The sequence below is a fragment of the Amycolatopsis sp. VS8301801F10 genome (genome assembly GCF_046195355.1).
Classification (GTDB): domain Bacteria; phylum Actinomycetota; class Actinomycetes; order Mycobacteriales; family Pseudonocardiaceae; genus Amycolatopsis.
Genome location: NZ_CP176065.1, coordinates 8,961,039 through 8,977,769 on the forward strand (window position 1 = coordinate 8,961,039; position 16,731 = coordinate 8,977,769).

A 16,731-nucleotide genomic window follows, 5' to 3' on the forward strand; every position below is an offset into this window, starting at 1 on the left:
CCGATGAGCGAGATCCTGCTCGAAGCGGTGGACCTGACCAAGCACTACGGATCGGTGGAAGCCTTGGGCGGCGCGTCTTTCCAGGCGCGCGCGGGCGAGGTGACCGCACTGATCGGCGACAACGGCGCGGGCAAGTCCACGCTCGTGAAGTGCCTGTCCGGGGCCGAACAGCCGACGTCGGGCCGGATCTTGCTCGAAGGCACGGAAGTCCGCCTGGACTCGCCGGTGGCCGCGCGCCGGCTCGGCATCGAGACGGTGTACCAGGATCTCGCCGTCGCGCCGGACCTCGACCCGGCGGCGAATCTGTTCCTCGGCCGGGAAATCCCGCGCAAGGGCCTGCTGGGCAAGCTCGGCATGCTCGACAAGGCGGAGATGCGCCGCCAGGCGGTCGCGGAGTTCGAGAAGCTGGGCGTCAAGCTGCAGAGCACCGAGGTGCCGATCGGCTCCCTGTCCGGCGGGCAGCGGCAAAGCGTCGCGGTGGCGCGGTCGGTGGCGTGGGCGTCGAAGGTCGTGTTCATGGACGAACCGACCGCGGCGCTGGGCGTGCGGCAGCGCGGACGGGTGCTGGACGTGATCAAGAAAGTCCGGGACAAGGGCATCGCGGTGGTGCTGATCAGCCACAACATGCCCGACGTGCTTTCGGTGGCGGACCGGGTCGAGGTGCTGCTGCAGGGCAGGCGCGTCGCCCGGTTCGCCGGCGCGGACACGAAACTCGAGGACCTGGTCGCGGCGATGACCGGCTCGCTGGTCCAGGAGGAGGCGGCCTGATGAGCACCCCGGTGAAGGACATTCAGACCACTGTGGACGGCGAGTTCGTCAAGCCGCCGCTGGGGAAGCGGCTCGTCGGGGCCAACACGTTCTGGATCGCGCTCGTGCTGGTCGCGCTGATCGCGGTGTTCACCGCCATCGCGCCCGCCGAGTTCGCGACCCTGTTCACCTTCCAGACGCTGCTGATCGAAACGTCCGTGCTGCTGGTGCTTTCGGTCGGCATGACGTTCGTGATCATCACCTCCGGCATCGACCTGTCCGTCGGATCGGTGCTGATCTTCGCCGGGATGGTCGCGGGCAAGACCATGGAAGCGCTCAGCGGCGGCGACGCCTCGCACGCGGGCTGGGGCGTGATCACCGCCGGGCTGGTCGCGGCGGTGCTGGCGGGGGCGGTCTGGGGCCTGATCAACGGATTCCTCATCGCCGTGGCGGGCATCCCGCCGCTGATCGTCACGCTCGGCACCATGGGCGCCGCACTCGGCGTGTCGCTGCTGCTCAACAGCGGATCGGACGTGCGCAGCGTGCCGGCCGAACTGAACAAGGTCCTCGGGTACGGCACGTCGTTCGGCGGGATCCCGAACCTCGTGCTGGTGGCCGTGGTGATCACGCTGATCGGCTCCTGGCTGCTGCACACCACGCGGTTCGGCCGCTACACGTTCGCCGTCGGTTCGAACGCCGAGGCGGCGCGCCGGGCGGGCATCGGCGTGACCGCGCACCTGCTGAAGGTGTACCTGCTCACCGGTTTCCTCGCCGGGGTCGCGGGTTTCATGTCGCTCGCCTACTACGCGTCGACCACGATTTCCGCGCACACCAACGACAATCTCAACTCCATCTCCGCGACGGTGATGGGCGGCACGAGCCTCTTCGGCGGCGTCGGCTCGATGCTGGGCACGGTGATCGGGGTGTTCATCCCGGCGGTGCTGCGGAAGGGCTTCAACATCACGCACGTGCAGGACTACTGGCAGTACATCGCGGTCGGCGCGGTCCTGGTCGCGGCGGTGTGGTTCGACCAGCGCCACCGGCGCAAGCGCAACTCCCGCTGAATCGGTCCCCGAGTACAAAGAGGTGCTTACGATGAAATTCAGCAAAACCGTCCTCGCCGCGGGGACCCTCGCGTCCGCGGCGATGCTGGTGGCCGCGTGCGGCGCCGGGCAGGTGGGGCAGAGCGGGTCCGGGGACAAACCCGGCGGCAACTCCGCGAACAGCAAGAAGCTCGCGCTGGTGCCGGGCGTGCAGGCGGAACCGTTCTACATCTCGATGCAGTGCGGTGCGCAGGAAGAAGCGAAGAAGCTCGGCTACGAACTGACCGTGCAGGCACCGCAGAAATTCGACGCGGCGATGCAGACGTCGATCGTCAACGCGATGGGGTCCAACCCTCCCGCCGCGCTGCTCATCGCCCCGACCGACGACCAGGCGATGCTCGCGCCGATCCAGCAGGTGAAGAACCGCGGCGCGAAGATCGTCGAGGTCGACACTTCGCTCAAGGACAAGAGCGTCGCGGTGTCGTCGGTTTCCTCGGACAACGCCGAGGGCGGCAAGCTGGCCGCGCAGACCATGGCGAAGCTCGTCGGCGACAAGCCGGGTTCGGTGCTGGTCCTCGACACCATCGCGGGCACGTCCACCACGGCCGCCCGCGCGAAGGGCTTCGAGGACGAGTTGAAGAACCACCCGAACCTCAAGTCGGTGGGCGTCCAGTTCACCCAGAACGAACCGGAGCAGGCCGCGTCGAAGGTGACCGCGGCGCTCGTCTCGACGCCGGACCTCGTCGGGATTTTCGCCACCAACCTCAACACCGGCGAGGGCGCGGCGACCGGACTGCGCAACGCGGGCAAGATCGGCAAGGTCAACCTGGTCGGCTTCGACGCCAGCCCGTCCGAAGTGGACGGTCTGAAGAAGGGCGAGTACCAGGCGCTCATCGCGCAGGACCCGGCGCAGATCGGCACGAAGGGCGTCGACCAGGCGGTGGCCGCGCTGGAGGGCAAGCCGAACGAGCGGAACCTGACCGCGCAGCTGCACTCGATCACCAAGGACGACCTGGACGCCAACTCGAAGTACTTCTACAAGCAGAGCTGCTGACCGCTGGTCCGGCCGAAGGGGACTTTTCGCGCGGAAAGTCCCCTTCGCCACGTTACGGGCTAGGATCTACTCCCCCAGGTACCTGAGGGGAGGCTCGTCGATGACCGAAAGTGCCCGGCTGCGGTGGCGCTCCCGCCCGGACGCCGTCGGCGTGCTCGGCGCGGCGCGGAAAGTCTCCGACGACCTGAAGGACGGCCTGTCCGGGGTCCGCGCGCGACGCGCCGCCCACGGTCTGCGGCGGCTGTTCGACGTCCCCGGGCTGGGGCTCTCCGACCTGTCCGGCACCCTGATGTGGTCCGGCCGCCCTGGCGCCGACGACGCGGTGTCCCAGATCCTGGACGACGTGCTGCACCGGGAAGAGCCGATCACCTCGCGTGGCGTGACCGCGGTTCCGCTGCACGTCCACGACGAACTGGTGGGCGCGTTGCTGCTGGTCGGCGAGGTTCCCAGCGGGGTGCCCCGGCAAGCCGCGGACCTCGTGGTGCAGGCTCTGGAGCGCGGTCGGCTCGAAGCGTCGGCGGACCAGGCCGCGCAAGCCGAACTCCGGGCGCTGCGCGCGGAGATGTCGCCGCATTTCGTCTACAACGCCCTGACCGTGATCGCCTCGTTCGTCCGATCGGAACCGGACCGCGCCCGCGACCTGATGCTCGATTTCGCCGATTACACCCGCTACAGCCTGTCGAGGCACGGCGAGTACACCGTCGTCGCCGAGGAGTTCCGCGCGGTGGAAACGTATCTCGCGCTGCAGCGGGCGGTGCTGGGCGAAAGACTGAAGGTGCAGGTGCGGGTCGCGCCGGAAGTGCTTGCGGTGGCGGTGCCGTACCTGGTACTCGAACCCCTCGTGGAAAACGCGATCCGGCACGGCATCGAGCCGCGGTCGGGCACCGGGCTCGTCCAGGTGCACGGACAGGCGGAAGGGAACGACTGCGTGATCAGCGTCGAGGACGACGGGGTCGGCATGGAGCCCGAGCGCGCCGCGGCCATCCTCGCGGGCAGCGGCGACGGCACCGGGCTCGGACTGGCCAATGTGGACAGACGATTGCGCACCGTGTACGGGGCCTGGTACGGGCTGACGGTGGAAACGGCGGTCGGCGAAGGCACCCGGGTCGTCCTGCGCGTGCCGCGGTTCCAGCCGGGGGTGCTGCCGTGAGCGGGCTGCGGGTGCTGGCGGTCGACGACCTCGCGCCGGCCCTGGCCGAACTGTGCCGGATGCTGCGGGAGGCGCCGGAAGTCGGCGAGGTCGTCGGCGCGAGCGATGCGTTGAAGGCGTTGAAACTGTTGCAGGCAGACCATTTCGACGCGGTTTTCCTCGACATTTCCATGCCTGGCCTGGACGGGCTGGAACTCGCGTCGCTGCTGGCGAAACTGTCCGAACCGCCGGTGATCGTGTTCGTCACCGCGCACGACGGGCACGCGGTGACCGCGTACGGCATCGGCGCGGTGGATTACCTGCTCAAGCCGGTGCGCACGGAACGCCTTTCCGCCGCGTTGGCGAAGGTGACCCGGTTGGTGCCAAGCGGCGTTCGGCGGTCCACGCCGGACGCGATGGCCGCGCTGCCAGTCGATTCCGGCGGCCGCACGCGGTACGTCCGCCGCGACGACGTGCTGTTCGCCGAAGCCAACGGCGATTACGTCCGGCTGCACACCCGCAACGGCGTGCATCCGGTGCGAATGCCGATCTCGCGGCTTGAGGAATATTGGGAAGGCACCGGTTTTACCCGGGTGCACCGCGGGTTTTTGCTCGCGGTGAGTGCGGTGCTGGAGCTGCGGAGCGACACGACGGGCGGGCTGCTGGCGCACACCGAGGCCGGTGATGTGCCGGTGAGCCGACGGCATGCGCGCGATCTCCGGGACCGGTTGCTGGAGGCGGCGCAGCGCGGGCAGCTCGGGAGTGCCCGGTGAGCGGCGGGGCGCGGGCAGTTCGGGAGCGCCCGGGGAGCGGTGCGGCGCGGGCAGCCCGGGAGCAGCCGGTGAACGGCGGGGCGCGGGCAGCTCGGGAGCAGCCGGGGAGCGGTGCGGCGCGGGCAGCCCGGAAGCGCCCGGAGAACGGCGGAGCGCGGGCAGCTCGGGAGCGCCCGGAGAACGGTGCGGCGCGGGCAGCCCGGAAGCGCCCGGAGAACGGCCCAGCCCAGGCAGCCCGGAAGCGCCCGGAGAACGGCGGAGCGCGGGCAGTTCGGGAGCAGCCGGGGAGCGGTGCGGTTAGGTGCCTGCTTGCGTCTCGTGAGTGGCGTTCCCGGTTAGAACCGGGATCGCCGCGCACGAGGATTGCGCGGGCCGTCCGGTGAGCCGCACCAAACGTGTCGCCGTCACCAGTCCGCAGACCAGGCTCGCCCGGTCGCGGCGGCTCGAACGCGGCCGGTGGCGGATGCCCCGGCTGCGCGCGCCGGAAGCGGAACGCGCGGCGGTGCTGTACCGGATCCAGCGGCGTCGCGGGATTCCCGCGCTGGCGGCGATGTTCGTGCTGGTGCTGGGTTTGCCGGTGCTGTTCTCGCTCGCCCCGTCGCTCGACGGCGTGCGGCTGTGGGGAATTCCGCTGTCCTGGCTGCTGATCGCGGTCCTGCCGTACCCGGTGCTGGCCGGGCTCTCCTGGTGGCAGCTGCGCCGCGCGGAGAAGATCGAGGACGATCGGTGAGATGGACATCGCGCTCGCGGTAGCCCCGGTCGTCCTCGTCACGCTGCTCATCGGCGTGCGCGGGGTCGCCGCCATGCGCACCACCTCCGACTTCCTCGTGGCGTCCCGGCGCATCTCCCCCTTCGTCAACTCCGCCGCGGTCTCCGGCGAGTACCTCTCCGCGGCGTCGTTCCTCGGGGTAGCCGGGTTGATGGTGAAGGACGGCGTCGGCGCGCTCTGGTACCCGGTCGGCTTCACCGCGGGATACGTCGCGATGCTGGTCCTCGTCGCCGCGCCGATGCGCAGATCCGGCGCACTCACCGTCCCCGACTTCGCCGAAGCACGCCTCGCCTCCCCCGCGCTACGCCGCCTCGCCGCGGTCGTCGTGCTGGTGATCGGCACCATTTACGTAGTCCCGCAATTCCGCACCGCCGGGCTGGTGCTCACCGCGGTCGGCGGGACTCCGTACTGGGTCGGCGTGGTCATCGCGGGCACGGCGGTCAGCGTCACGCTCGCGCTTGGCGGGATGCGCGCGGCGACGTACGTCCAGGCGTTCCAGTTCTTCCTGAAACTCGTGCTGTTCCTCGTCCCCGCGTTGTGGCTGGTGCTCCAGATCGGCGCCGAAACCCGCGACGCGAGCCTTACCCCAGTCGAGTTCACCCGCTTCTCGCATGCCACCCCGGTGCAATTCGACCACGACGTCACCCTCACCTTCCGCGAACCCACCGCGATCGAGAACCGCGGCACGGTCGCACCCGGGCAACTGGTGGTGCACAAGGGAGAACAGCTCACCTTCGCCGCCGGGGCACAGGTCCCGGGCGTCAGCGGCGAGGTCGCGCTCGGCGGCCCGGACTGGCAACGTCCGCTGCTGGAGATCGACAAGGGCTATCCGCTGCTCGGCACCTGGGCGGTCCTCATCGCGACCGTCCTCGGCACGATGGGCCTCCCGCACGTCCTGATGCGCTTCCACACCAGCCCGGACGGCCGCGCCGCACGCCGCACCGCTGCGATTACCGTGGCGCTGCTTGGGGTTTTCTACCTTTTCCCCGGCGTCTACGGCGTGCTCGGCCGGGTGCTCGTGCCGCAGCTGTACCTGTCCGGCAACACCGACACCGTGGTCGTCGCGCTGCCGTCGCAAGTGGATCACAGCTGGGCCGGGCAGTTGTTCACCGCGCTGCTCACCGCGGGCGCGTTCGCCGCGTTCTTGGCGACGTCGCTGGGGCTGCTGCTGGTGATGTCCGGCGCGCTCGCCTACGACCTGATGCCTGGTGGCCTGCGCCGCCTGCGGGTGACCGTCGGGTTCGCCGCGATCGCGATGGTGCTGCTCGCGCTGCCGTCCGCGCGGCTCGACGCCGGGGTGCTGGTGACGTGGGGGTTCACCGTCGCCGCCTCGACGTTCTGCCCGCTTCTCGTGCTCGGCATCTGGTGGCAGCGGCTCACTGCGGCCGGTGCGATCGCCGGGGTGCTGACGGGCCTTGCTGCCTCCTCCGGGTCGATTCTGTTCGCGCTGGCCGGACCGCCGATGCGAGGCTGGGTGGCGATCTTGGTCTCGCAACCGGCACCCTGGTCGGTACCGCTGGCGTTCGGCGTGATGATCGCGGTGTCGCTGCGCGGGCGCCCACCGTCCTGGGCCGGGGCCGCGATGTTGCGGTTGCATCTCGACGAAGGCCCTTCGTCCGCTTCCGGGGACCGTTCGTCAACCGTTCGTCGTGCGGCGAGGCGTTTGAGCCGCTGACGCCTTCCCTCGCCCCGGCGTCCTCCCTACTGTGTCGCGCACCACATCCGCAGCGTCGCACAAGGGAGATCCCATGAGCGCAGGCGACCCGTCCGGCGCGCCGCCGGACCCGACCTGGGAGCAGGTGCACGACAGCGCCGAGTTCCGCCAACTCCGCGGGCGGCTCCGCCGGTTCGTCTTCCCGATGGCCGGACTCTTCCTCGCCTGGTACCTGCTCTACGTCCTGCTCGCCGACTACGCGCACGGCTTCATGAGCACGAAGATCGCCGGCAACTTCACCGTCGGCCTGCTTTTCGGGCTGCTGCAGTTCGTGTCCACGTTCCTGATCACGTGGCTGTACGTGCGCTACGCCAACAAGAAGCTCGACCCGCTGGCTGAGCGGATCAGGGACGACATCGAGAACCCGGCGAAGGAGGGGGCGTGAAGACACTCGCCGCGAGCGTCGAAGGAAGCAACCCGGCGCTCAACATCACCATCTTCGCGCTGTTCGTGGTCATCACCCTGGTGATCGTGTTCCGCGCGAGCCGCAACACGAAGACCGCGTCCGACTACTACGCGGCCGGCCGCGCGTTCACCGGCCCGCAGAACGGCATCGCGATCTCCGGCGACTACCTGTCGGCGGCGTCGTTCCTCGGCATCGCCGGCGCCATCGCGGTGTACGGCTACGACGGGTTCCTGTACTCGATCGGCTTCCTGGTGGCGTGGCTGGTCGCGCTGCTGCTGGTGGCGGAACTGCTGCGCAACACCGGCAAGTTCACCATGGGCGACGTGCTGGCGTTCCGGATGAAACAGCGTCCGGTGCGCGCGGCGGCGGCGATTTCGACGCTCGTGGTGTCGTTCTTCTACCTGCTGGCGCAGATGGCCGGCGCGGGCGGGCTGGTCGCGCTGCTGCTGGGCATCGAGGGCAAGGCCGCGCAGTCGCTGGTGATCGCGGTGGTCGGCGTGATCATGATCGCCTACGTCCTGATCGGCGGCATGAAGGGCACCACCTGGGTGCAGATCATCAAGGCGGCGCTGCTGATCGTCGGCGCGCTGGCGATGACGCTGTGGGTGCTCGGCAAGTACGGCTTCAACTTCTCCTCCCTGCTGCAGGGCGCGGTCGACAAGGCGGGCAAGGCCGGCGAAGCGCTGCTCGGGCCGGGCAAGCAGTACGGCAAGGACGGCACGACGAAGCTGGACTTCTTCTCCCTCGGCATCGCGCTGGTGCTGGGCACCGCGGGCCTGCCGCACGTGCTGATGCGCTTCTACACGGTGCCGACCGCGCGCGAGGCGCGGCGTTCGGTGGTGTGGGCGATCGTGCTGATCGGCGTGTTCTACCTGTTCACCCTGGTGCTCGGCTACGGCGCGGGCGCGCTGGTCGGACCGGACGCGATCAAGAAGGCGCCCGGCGGCGTGAACTCCGCGGCCCCGCTGCTGGCGCTGAACCTCGGCGGTCCGGTGCTGCTCGGGTTGATCTCGGCGATCGCGTTCGCCACGATCCTCGCCGTGGTGGCGGGTCTGACGATCACCGCGTCCGCCTCGTTCGCGCACGACGTCTACGCGAACGTGCTGAAGAAGGGCAAGGCCAACACCGGGTCGGAGGTCCGCGTCGCGCGGATCACCGCCGTGGTGATCGGCATCGTCGCGATTCTCGGCGGCATTCTGGCGAACGGGCAGAACGTCGCGTTCCTGGTGGCGCTGGCCTTCGCGGTGGCGGCCTCGGCGAACCTGCCGACGATTCTGTACTCGCTGTTCTGGAAACGGTTCAACACCCAGGGCGCGCTGTGGAGCATTTACGGCGGGCTGATCGTGACGATCGTGCTCATCGTGTTCTCGCCCGCCGTTTCCGGGAAGCCGGTCGACCCGAAGACCGGCAAGAGCGCGTCGATGTTGCAGGGCGTGGACTTCCACTGGTTCCCGCTCGACAACCCGGGTCTGGTGTCGATCCCGATCGCGTTCGTTCTCGGCTGGCTGGGCACGATCCTGTCGAAGGAACACGACCAGGCGAAGTTCGCCGAAATGGAAGTACGGGCACTGACCGGCGCGGGCGCGGAAAAGGCCGTGCAGCACTGATTCTCAGCGCAAGGAAACCGCTGGGCGCCGCTTTTGCCGCGGCGCCCAGCGGTTTTTTTCAGTACGGCAGCTTCCCCTGCGCGATCTCGCCGAGCGTGCTTTCCAGCAGGCTCCGCAGATACCGCCACAATCCCGCGCCGAGCGAAATCCGGGCTACCCCCAGTTCGGCGAGCCCGGCCAGCCCCGGACCGCCGGGAAGCGCCGAAGCGTTGACCGGACCGCCGACCTGACGGACGAATTCGGCCAGCACTTCCGGCGAACGCACGAGAATCGGGTACACGCAGTCGGCCCCGGCTTCGAGATACGCCCGCCCGCGCGCGACAGCATCGTCGAGTACTGCCTGCTCGTCCGGTGCGCCGAGGAACGAATCCACCCGGGCGTTGAGCACCAGCCCGTCGCCGGCCGCCTGCCGCAGCCCGGCGATCCGCTCGGCTTGCTCGGCCGCCGGGCGCAGCGCGCCCCGGCTGTGGTCGGTGTCCTCGATATTGCAGCCGACCGCACCGATTTCCTTCAGCCGGGCCGCGAGTTCGGCCGGAGCCAAGCCGTACCCGGCCTCGGCGTCCACGGTCACCGGCACCGACACCGCGTCCACGATCCGCTTGGCCGCCGCGAGCATCTCGTCCGCCGCCGCCCCTTCGTGGTCGGCGTGCCCGAGCGCCGCCGCGACCGCCGCGGAACTCGTTGCCACCACGGGGAATCCGGCCGCTTCCACCGCCTTCGCGGTATCCGCGTCCCAAGCGTTCGGCAGAAGCAACGGCTTCCCGGGCACATGCAGCGCCCGCAACTGCTCGGCGCTCACTCCGCACGCTCCGGCAACTCGGCGTGACTCGTGACCATGAGCCGGTTCCAGGTGTTGATGGCGACGATGCACCACGCCAGCGCGCGGTACTGGTCCTCGGTGAACACGCGGACCGCCTCGGCGTAAACGTCTTCCGGCACGTCCTTGTGGTCCGAGATGAGCGTCATCGCCTCGGTGTACGCGAGCGCGGCGCGTTCCTGTTCGGTGAACAGGTCGGTCTCGCGCCAGCCTTCGAGCACGTAAAGCCGCCGCGGCGATTCCCCGGCCGCGACGGCCTCCGCCGCGTGCATGTCCAGGCAGTAGGCGCATCCGTTGATCTGCGACGCGCGCATCTTGACCAGTTCGATGAGCTTCGCGTCGAGCCCCGCGTTCGCGCTGGCCTTCTTCACCTCGCCCTGCAGGTGGGACATCGCTTGATACAACGCGCCCGTCGCGAGCGCGATTCGCTTCGTCATGCCACCCACGCTAATCAGGATTGGCCTAACCGGGTGGTCCAGTTCAGCGTGGACGGCTTGGGCCAGTCAGGCGCGCGGCCGGGCGTTGCGGAGCCGGATCCCGCTGAACCCCGTGGTGCTGGCGGTCACCGCAGCGGTATTCGACGGCGTGGACCCGGTCGTCGCCGCCGAGAATGCGTTCCCGGTCGGCGTCCGTGGTCAGCGGCGTGGCCCACGCCATCGCCTGCGGGCACTGTCGCGGGAACCCATAATCCGGACAGCGGGCGGCGTCGACCGCCCAGACGTACCGCTGCGGTTGCCGGGCAGTCGCCGCGACGTGGGGCATGAACCGCGTGATCCCCGGGTCCGCGGAAAAGTGCAGTACCTGGCCAGGCTCTGGACGCATCCGCCCGTTGTCCCGCTCGGTCAGCGACCGCAGAACAGGCAAAGCGGCAAAACCAGCTCCAGATCCGTCTTCCGCACCGGTTTCCCGTCCACCGGCGTCTTCCCCGGCGGCGTGTCCGCGTCCGGTTCGATGCCGCCCGCCGCGACGCGGTCCAGCGTGCGCAGTCCGGCCTCGCCGACCGTGCCGAAGACCGTGTAGTTCGGCAGCAGGCTGGAATCTCCGTACACCACGAAGAACTGCGAGCCATTCGTGTCCGGGCCGGCGTTCGCCATCGCCAGCAGGCCGCGGGCGTACGTGCGGCGCTTGCCGGTCGGGTCGGTCGGGGCGGGCGGGAGCGTCGTCGGGAGTTCGTCGCGGAACTTGTAGCCCGGGCCGCCCTCGCCGGTGCCCGACGGGTCGCCGCACTGCAGGACCTTCAGCGTCGGGTACGCGGTGAGCCGGTGGCAGGTCGTCTGGTTGTAGAAGCCGTGGGCGGCCAGGTGCAGGAAGCTCTGCACGGTGCACGGGGCCTGCGCGCGGTTGAGCTTCAGCGGAAGCAGGCCCTGGTTGGAGAACACGGCGACGTCGACACTGCCGTGGTTCGGCGTGTGCTTCGGGTCGCGCGGCAGCGAAACCGGGCGCACCGCGGGATCGTCCGGAGTCGAGGTGTACTGGCACGGCCCCGACGTGACCTTCGGCGGTGCCGAGTCCGCGGCCGAAGCCGGTACCGCGACGGCGACCAGCGACAACGCGGTCAGCACGGACACGAGCAGTCTTTTCATTCCGGTTCCCTCCCAGTGCACGGAGGATCGCAGTATAGGGACGGGAAACTGCCCGCGCTTCCGGCGAAAGTCGCATCCTGACCGGTTCCTGACACCCGCGTCCTACGGTGCGGTTTCATGATCGCTTCCCTCCTCGCCGGACTGGTCGCCGGGCTGCTGGCCGTCCCCGCCGGTCCGGTGCGGCAACCGCTCGCGTCGTCCGCCGCCGAACAGCAGGCGGTGCTCGCCTACTGGACCCCGCAACGCTTGGCCGCGCTGACCGAACCGTCGTCGCAGAATCCGCCGAAGAGCGGTCCGGACGGAGCCCCGTGGCCGGATCCGCTCCCGAAGACCGTCGGCCGGCTCTTCTACACCGACCACGGCGAGGACGCGAGCTGCACGGCGACCGTCGTGCGCAGCAAGAACCGCAGCACGATCGTCACGGCCGGGCACTGCGTCAACAACACCGATCTCCTCGGCGAGCACAACGCCTGGAACGCACACGTCATGTTCGTCCCCGGCTACCGCGACGGCCAGGCGCCGTACGGGAAGTTCACCGCCCGGTTCGGCGTCGTCGACCGCACCTGGCTCGCGAACGACCAGCAGGACGGGCGGAAATACGACACCTACGACCAAGCCTTCGCGGTCCTCGGCCCGAACGAGTCCGGACAGCTGGTGCAGGACGCGGTCGGCGCGCAGCAGATCGGTTTCGACCTTCCGGGCGCGGCGAAGGTGACCCAGTTCGGCTACCCGCGGGCGGCGTCCGATCTGGCTCGCGAAGGACTGCCGGAGTACACCGGGGCGAGGCTGGCGTATTGCACTGGCACCGCCCGGCAGTGGCCCGGCACGCCGGCGCACCCGGATTCTCCCGACCAGTGGGGCACCGCGTGCGTCATGGGCGGCGGTTCGAGCGGCGGTCCCCGGTTGCGCGACTTCGACCCGGCGAGCGGTTCGGGCATTGTCGTCGGGGACAACACGCACGCGGGATTCTTTGCCGCGAACGGAAAACCGTGCACCTATGACGAGGGCTGCACTCGGTATCTGGTCGGACCGCAGTTCAGCAGCAAGGTGACCAAGCCGCTGTACGAAGCCGCGCAGCGTTAGCGCTTCAGCTCCGCGATCAACTGGTCCGCCGCCGCGAACGGGTCCAGCTCCCGGGCCACCACTCGCGCCGCCACGTCGCCCAGCCGGTCGCCGTCCCGGAGGTCCGCCAGCTCCGCGTGCAACCTCCGCAACGCGATCGCGGCGACTTCCTCCCGGGCGCGAGCGGCGCGGCGGCGGTCCAATTCCCCGTGCGCCACAAGCCATTCGTGGTGCGTGCGCAACGCCGACACCACCTCGTCGACGCCCTCGCCCTTCGCCGCCACCGTGCGGACGATCGGCTGCCGCCAGCTCGGTCCGCGCACTTCACGACGGGCCAGGGTGATCATCTGCTTGAGGTCGTGCACCGTCGCGTCGGCGCCGTCGCGGTCGGCTTTGTTGACCACGAACACGTCCGCGATTTCCAGCACGCCGGCTTTCGCCGCCTGGATGCCGTCGCCCATGCCCGGGGCCAGCAGCACCACCGTGGTGTCGGCCAGTTTCACGACGTCCACTTCGGACTGTCCAACCCCGACAGTCTCGATCAGCACCACGTCGAACCCGGCGGCGTCCAGCACCCGCACCGCCTGCGGGGTTGCCCAGGACAGGCCGCCGAGGTGCCCCCGGGTGGCCATCGAGCGGATGAAGACCCCGGGATCGGTGGCGTGCTCGGCCATCCGGATCCGGTCGCCGAGCAAGGCCCCGCCGGAGAACGGCGACGACGGGTCGATCGCCAGCACCCCGACCCGCAATCCCTCGCCGCGCAACGCGGTGAGCAGCGCGGACGTCGACGTCGATTTCCCGACCCCAGGAGGCCCGGTGAGCCCGACGACGCGAGCCCGCCCGGTGTACGGCGTCAAAGCGCGGGCGATGTCCGCGGCTTGCGGCGACGAAGCAGTGTCCGACTCAATGAGCGAAATGAGCCGGGCGACCGCGCGCGGTTGTCCTTCCCGCGCGCGGCCGACCAGCTCGTCGAGGTCCGGGCCGGCCAACTTACGCCGACGGAACGCGGATCAGCAGCGCGTCGCCCTGGCCGCCGCCGCCGCACAGCGCGGCCGCGCCGAGACCGCCGCCGCGCCGGCGCAGCTCGTGCACCAGGTGCACGGCCAGCCGCGCCCCGGACGCGCCGATCGGGTGGCCGAGCGCGATCGCGCCGCCGTTGACGTTCACCTTCGACTCGTCCAGCCCGAGCTTCTCGCTCGACACCAGGCCGACCGCGGCGAACGCCTCGTTGATCTCCACCAGGTCCAGGTCGGACACGTCCAGCTTCGCCTTCTTCAGCGCGGCGCGGATCGCGTTCGACGGCTGCTCGTGCAGGCTCGCGTCCGGACCGGCGACGACGCCGTGCGCGCCGATCTCGGCCAGCGGCGTGATGCCCAGTTCGGCCGCCTTCTCCGGGCTGGCCACGATCACCGCGGCCGCGCCGTCGGAAATCTGCGACGCCGAACCGGCGGTGATGGTGCCGTCCGAGGCGAACGCCGGACGCAGCTTCGCGAGGCTCTCGCCGGTGGTGTCCGCCCGCACGCCCTCGTCAGTGGAAAACAGGACCGGGTCGCCCTTGCGCTGCGGAATCGACACCGGCGCGATCTCCTCGCGGAAGAACCCGGCCTCGATCGCGGCGGCGGCGCGCTGGTGCGAACGCGCGGAGAACGCGTCCTGCTGCTCGCGGGTCACGCCGTAGCGGCTGTTGTACTTCTCCGTCGACGAGCCCATCGCGACCTGGTCGAACGCGCAGAACAGGCCGTCGTAGGCCATGTGGTCGACCAGGGTGGTGTCGCCGTACTTGAAGCCGGAACGGGACTTCGGCAGCAGGTGCGGCGCCTGGGTCATCGACTCCTGGCCGCCCGCGACGACGAGGTCGAACTCGCCCGCGCGGATCAGCTGGTCGGCGAGCGCGATCGCGTCGAGGCCGGACAGGCACACCTTGTTGATGGTCAGCGCCGGGACGTCCATCGGGATGCCCGCGGCGACCGCGGCCTGGCGCGCCGGGATCTGGCCCGCGCCGGCGGTGAGCACCTGGCCCATGATCGTGTACTGGACCTGGTCCGGGGAGACGCCGGCGCGCTCGAGCGCGGCCTTGATCGCGATCCCGCCCAGCTGGGCTCCCGAGAAGTCCTTCAACGAGCCGAGCAGCCGCCCGATCGGGGTACGGGCAGCGCCCAGGATCACGGAACCGGACACGTCGTCCTCCAAAGCATCGGTGCACTGGCAGTGTTCCCACGATACGGCCTGCGCGGGGTTCGCGGTGCGTCTTGATGGAGCCAGTGTGAGGGGGCGCACGCGGGGTTCCGCGAGGCCCGCCGGGGCTTATCCTCCCCGGTATGGACACCGAGCCCAGCGCATCCGTGCTCAAGCCGTTCGTGACCGCGATCGACCACGTCGGCATCGCCGTGCCCGACCTCGACGCGGCCATCGCCTTCCACCGCGACCACTTCGGCCTGGAGGTCGCGCACGAGGAGGTGAACGACGAGCAGGGCGTGCGCGAGGCGATGCTGCGCGCCCCGGGTACCGCGGGCACCGAGACGATGATCCAGCTGCTCGCCCCGTCCCGGGACGATTCGACGATCGCCAAGTTCATCGGCCGCAACGGGCCGGGCCTGCAGCAGCTCGCGCTGCGAGTGTCCGATGTGGACGCTGCCGCGGCGGCGCTGCGGGAGAAGGGGCTGCGGCTGCTGTACGACAAGGCCAAGCGCGGGACGTCGAACAGCCGGGTCAACTTCGTGCACCCGAAGGACGCGGGCGGGGTTTTGGTCGAGCTGGTGGAGCCCGCCGCCTCCGCGCACTGAATCGCGGGGGGGTCGTGAGCGGCGATCGCGGTTCTAACCGGGATGAACACTCACGAGCACCCTCACACCGCCGAAGCGGGCGGCGTCCCCTTGCCCGCCCGGGCGGACAACGCGTTCGCCACGAACGTCAGCTCGCCGTCGAACTCCGCGGGCCGGTCGTCGCCGGTGTGCCGGGCCGTCGCGTGCCGGTGGGTGACCGCGCGCGCCAAAAGGCCCGACGCGTGGTCGATGTCCGCTCCGGCGAGCCGCCCGCCGGTGGCGGCCACGATCACCGACCGCATCAGCCGGACCAGTTGCTGGAAGCGTTCGGACAGCGCGTCGCGGACCACGTGGTGGGTGTCGGCCTCGCGCCACAGCAGGTGCGAGAGCCCGAGCGAACCGGTGAACCGGCGGTCGAGTTCGCCGACCAGTCTGCGCAGGGAACCCGCCAGGTCGCCCGGAACGACGACCGCGGCGGGTTCGATGCGTTCGTCCGGCAGCCGGTCGACCAAGGCGGCCAGCAGGTCGGACTTGCGGCGGAAGTAGTAGTGGACCAGGCCCTTCGGGACCCCGGCGCGCTCCGCGATGCGGGACGTCGGGGTCGCCTCGAAGCCGGACTCGGCGAACAGTTCCTCCGCCGCGCACAGGATCCGTTCTTTCGCCGAGTCGTCGGTCATGTCCGCCTTCCTCGTCAGGGCTCCGCTGCCCCGATCAGTGCTGGCCAGCCATCCGGTGCGCGGCGTTGGCCTCCGGCATCGCGGCCGCGCCGGCGATGATCGTCAGCGCACCGGCCACCCAGGACGTCCACGACGCCCCGTTGAGTTCCGTGTACCCCATCACCCACGGCGCGATGAACAGCAACGCGCCGAGGACGATCTGCACGCCCTCGCCGTAAACCATGCTCGGCGCCGCGAGCGACACCAGGCCGTCGATCGCGATCAGCGCGCCGAGGATCACCATCGTCCACACCATCGTGGTGTTCGTGCTCAGCCAAAGGGGTGAAAGAGCGGCGACAACACCGATGACGACCTCGGCCCAGTCGTAGGGCCGCGTCCAGGCGCGCGTCGAGACTTCACTCATTCGTGCTCACCTCCGCCGGAAAAGAGCCGTTCAGGGAGATTTCCCACTCCCGACTATGCGCCTTGACTGGCCAGCCGGTCAAGATTCGTGCGTCACACTTCGACTCGTGTACGGGGTGTCTGTCTCGTACAGTGAGGCCCCCGGTTACCGACGAGTAATTTCGTCCTGTCGCGCCGCGACCGACC

The 16,731-nt window shown here is 69.9% G+C and carries 19 protein-coding genes; 11 read left to right on the forward strand and 8 right to left on the reverse strand.

Going from position 1 to position 16,731, the window contains the following annotated elements; translation table 11 throughout:
- The first annotated feature begins 3 nt into the window (after positions 1 to 3).
- From F9C11_RS41070 to F9C11_RS41110, 9 genes are all read left to right on the forward strand, one after another.
- Positions 4 to 768, forward strand: coding sequence for an ATP-binding cassette domain-containing protein (locus F9C11_RS41070; protein ID WP_409182712.1), 765 nt, complete (start codon positions 4 to 6; stop codon positions 766 to 768).
- Positions 768 to 1,811: an ABC transporter permease gene (locus F9C11_RS41075; protein WP_409182713.1), complete on the forward strand. Its 1,044-nt coding sequence runs from the start codon at positions 768 to 770 to the stop codon at positions 1,809 to 1,811. The genes F9C11_RS41070 and F9C11_RS41075 overlap by 1 nt, the downstream gene beginning before the upstream one ends.
- Before the next feature lie 31 nt (positions 1,812 to 1,842).
- The gene (locus F9C11_RS41080; protein WP_409182714.1) at positions 1,843 to 2,844 is read left to right on the forward strand and encodes an ABC transporter substrate-binding protein; all 1,002 of its coding nucleotides are present in this window, start codon (positions 1,843 to 1,845) and stop codon (positions 2,842 to 2,844) included.
- Between the two features lie 100 nt (positions 2,845 to 2,944).
- Positions 2,945 to 3,994 (forward strand): sensor histidine kinase, encoded by a 1,050-nt coding sequence (locus F9C11_RS41085; RefSeq protein ID WP_409182715.1) that lies wholly within the window; start codon positions 2,945 to 2,947, stop codon positions 3,992 to 3,994.
- Positions 3,991 to 4,746 carry a LytR/AlgR family response regulator transcription factor gene (locus F9C11_RS41090; RefSeq protein WP_409182716.1) on the forward strand — a complete coding sequence of 252 codons (756 nt, stop codon included), beginning with the start codon at positions 3,991 to 3,993 and terminating at the stop codon, positions 4,744 to 4,746. The genes F9C11_RS41085 and F9C11_RS41090 overlap by 4 nt, the downstream gene beginning before the upstream one ends.
- A gap of 379 nt (positions 4,747 to 5,125) precedes the next feature.
- The gene (locus F9C11_RS41095; RefSeq protein WP_409187091.1) at positions 5,126 to 5,476 is read left to right on the forward strand and encodes a hypothetical protein; all 351 of its coding nucleotides are present in this window, start codon (positions 5,126 to 5,128) and stop codon (positions 5,474 to 5,476) included.
- A gap of 1 nt (position 5,477) precedes the next feature.
- Positions 5,478 to 7,190, forward strand: a complete 1,713-nt coding sequence (locus F9C11_RS41100) for a cation acetate symporter (protein WP_409182717.1) — start codon at positions 5,478 to 5,480, stop codon at positions 7,188 to 7,190.
- A gap of 73 nt (positions 7,191 to 7,263) precedes the next feature.
- A complete protein-coding gene (locus F9C11_RS41105; RefSeq protein WP_409182718.1) occupies positions 7,264 to 7,614 on the forward strand; it encodes a DUF485 domain-containing protein in 351 nt (116 codons plus the stop codon).
- Complete coding sequence (locus F9C11_RS41110) at positions 7,611 to 9,242, forward strand: cation acetate symporter (RefSeq protein WP_409182719.1); 1,632 nt, start codon at positions 7,611 to 7,613, stop codon at positions 9,240 to 9,242. The genes F9C11_RS41105 and F9C11_RS41110 overlap by 4 nt, the downstream gene beginning before the upstream one ends.
- 58 nt (positions 9,243 to 9,300) lie before the next feature.
- On the opposite strand, the gene F9C11_RS41115 is transcribed toward F9C11_RS41110, so the two are convergent.
- From F9C11_RS41115 to F9C11_RS41130, 4 genes are read right to left on the reverse strand one after another with little or no spacing between them, the layout of a single operon-like run.
- Positions 9,301 to 10,041 (reverse strand): isocitrate lyase/phosphoenolpyruvate mutase family protein, encoded by a 741-nt coding sequence (locus tag F9C11_RS41115; RefSeq protein ID WP_409182720.1) that lies wholly within the window; start codon positions 10,039 to 10,041, stop codon positions 9,301 to 9,303.
- Positions 10,038 to 10,496 (reverse strand): carboxymuconolactone decarboxylase family protein, encoded by a 459-nt coding sequence (locus F9C11_RS41120; RefSeq protein ID WP_409182721.1) that lies wholly within the window; start codon positions 10,494 to 10,496, stop codon positions 10,038 to 10,040. Before F9C11_RS41120 ends, F9C11_RS41115 begins: the two co-directional genes overlap by 4 nt.
- A 43-nt stretch (positions 10,497 to 10,539) precedes the next feature.
- Entirely contained in the window at positions 10,540 to 10,881 is a 342-nt protein-coding gene (locus tag F9C11_RS41125; RefSeq protein WP_409182722.1) for a DUF6886 family protein, read from the reverse strand.
- A 20-nt stretch (positions 10,882 to 10,901) separates the two neighbouring features.
- Positions 10,902 to 11,642 (reverse strand): peptidylprolyl isomerase, encoded by a 741-nt coding sequence (locus F9C11_RS41130; protein ID WP_409182723.1) that lies wholly within the window; start codon positions 11,640 to 11,642, stop codon positions 10,902 to 10,904.
- Between the two features lie 117 nt (positions 11,643 to 11,759).
- On the opposite strand from F9C11_RS41130, the gene F9C11_RS41135 reads away from it, so the two are divergent.
- Positions 11,760 to 12,725 (forward strand): trypsin-like serine peptidase, encoded by a 966-nt coding sequence (locus tag F9C11_RS41135; protein WP_409182724.1) that lies wholly within the window; start codon positions 11,760 to 11,762, stop codon positions 12,723 to 12,725.
- Here the strand turns inward: F9C11_RS41135 and meaB are convergent.
- Both meaB and F9C11_RS41145 read right to left on the reverse strand, forming a co-directional pair.
- The gene (gene meaB / locus F9C11_RS41140; RefSeq protein WP_409182725.1) at positions 12,722 to 13,693 is read right to left on the reverse strand and encodes a methylmalonyl Co-A mutase-associated GTPase MeaB; all 972 of its coding nucleotides are present in this window, start codon (positions 13,691 to 13,693) and stop codon (positions 12,722 to 12,724) included. The two genes, F9C11_RS41135 and meaB, sit on opposite strands and share 4 nt — an antisense overlap.
- A 1-nt stretch (position 13,694) precedes the next feature.
- Positions 13,695 to 14,882 (reverse strand): acetyl-CoA C-acetyltransferase, encoded by a 1,188-nt coding sequence (locus F9C11_RS41145; protein ID WP_409182726.1) that lies wholly within the window; start codon positions 14,880 to 14,882, stop codon positions 13,695 to 13,697.
- Between the two features lie 140 nt (positions 14,883 to 15,022).
- On the opposite strand from F9C11_RS41145, the gene mce reads away from it, so the two are divergent.
- On the forward strand, positions 15,023 to 15,487 hold the full coding sequence (gene mce / locus F9C11_RS41150) for a methylmalonyl-CoA epimerase (protein ID WP_409182727.1): 465 nt from the start codon (positions 15,023 to 15,025) through the stop codon (positions 15,485 to 15,487).
- Positions 15,488 to 15,549: 62 nt separating this feature from the next.
- Here mce and F9C11_RS41155 read toward each other — a convergent pair whose 3' ends face one another.
- Positions 15,550 to 16,143: a TetR/AcrR family transcriptional regulator gene (locus F9C11_RS41155; RefSeq protein ID WP_409182728.1), complete on the reverse strand. Its 594-nt coding sequence runs from the start codon at positions 16,141 to 16,143 to the stop codon at positions 15,550 to 15,552.
- A 34-nt stretch (positions 16,144 to 16,177) separates the two neighbouring features.
- On the reverse strand, positions 16,178 to 16,546 hold the full coding sequence (locus F9C11_RS41160) for an SPW repeat protein (protein ID WP_409182729.1): 369 nt from the start codon (positions 16,544 to 16,546) through the stop codon (positions 16,178 to 16,180).
- Positions 16,547 to 16,731 lie beyond the last annotated feature (185 nt).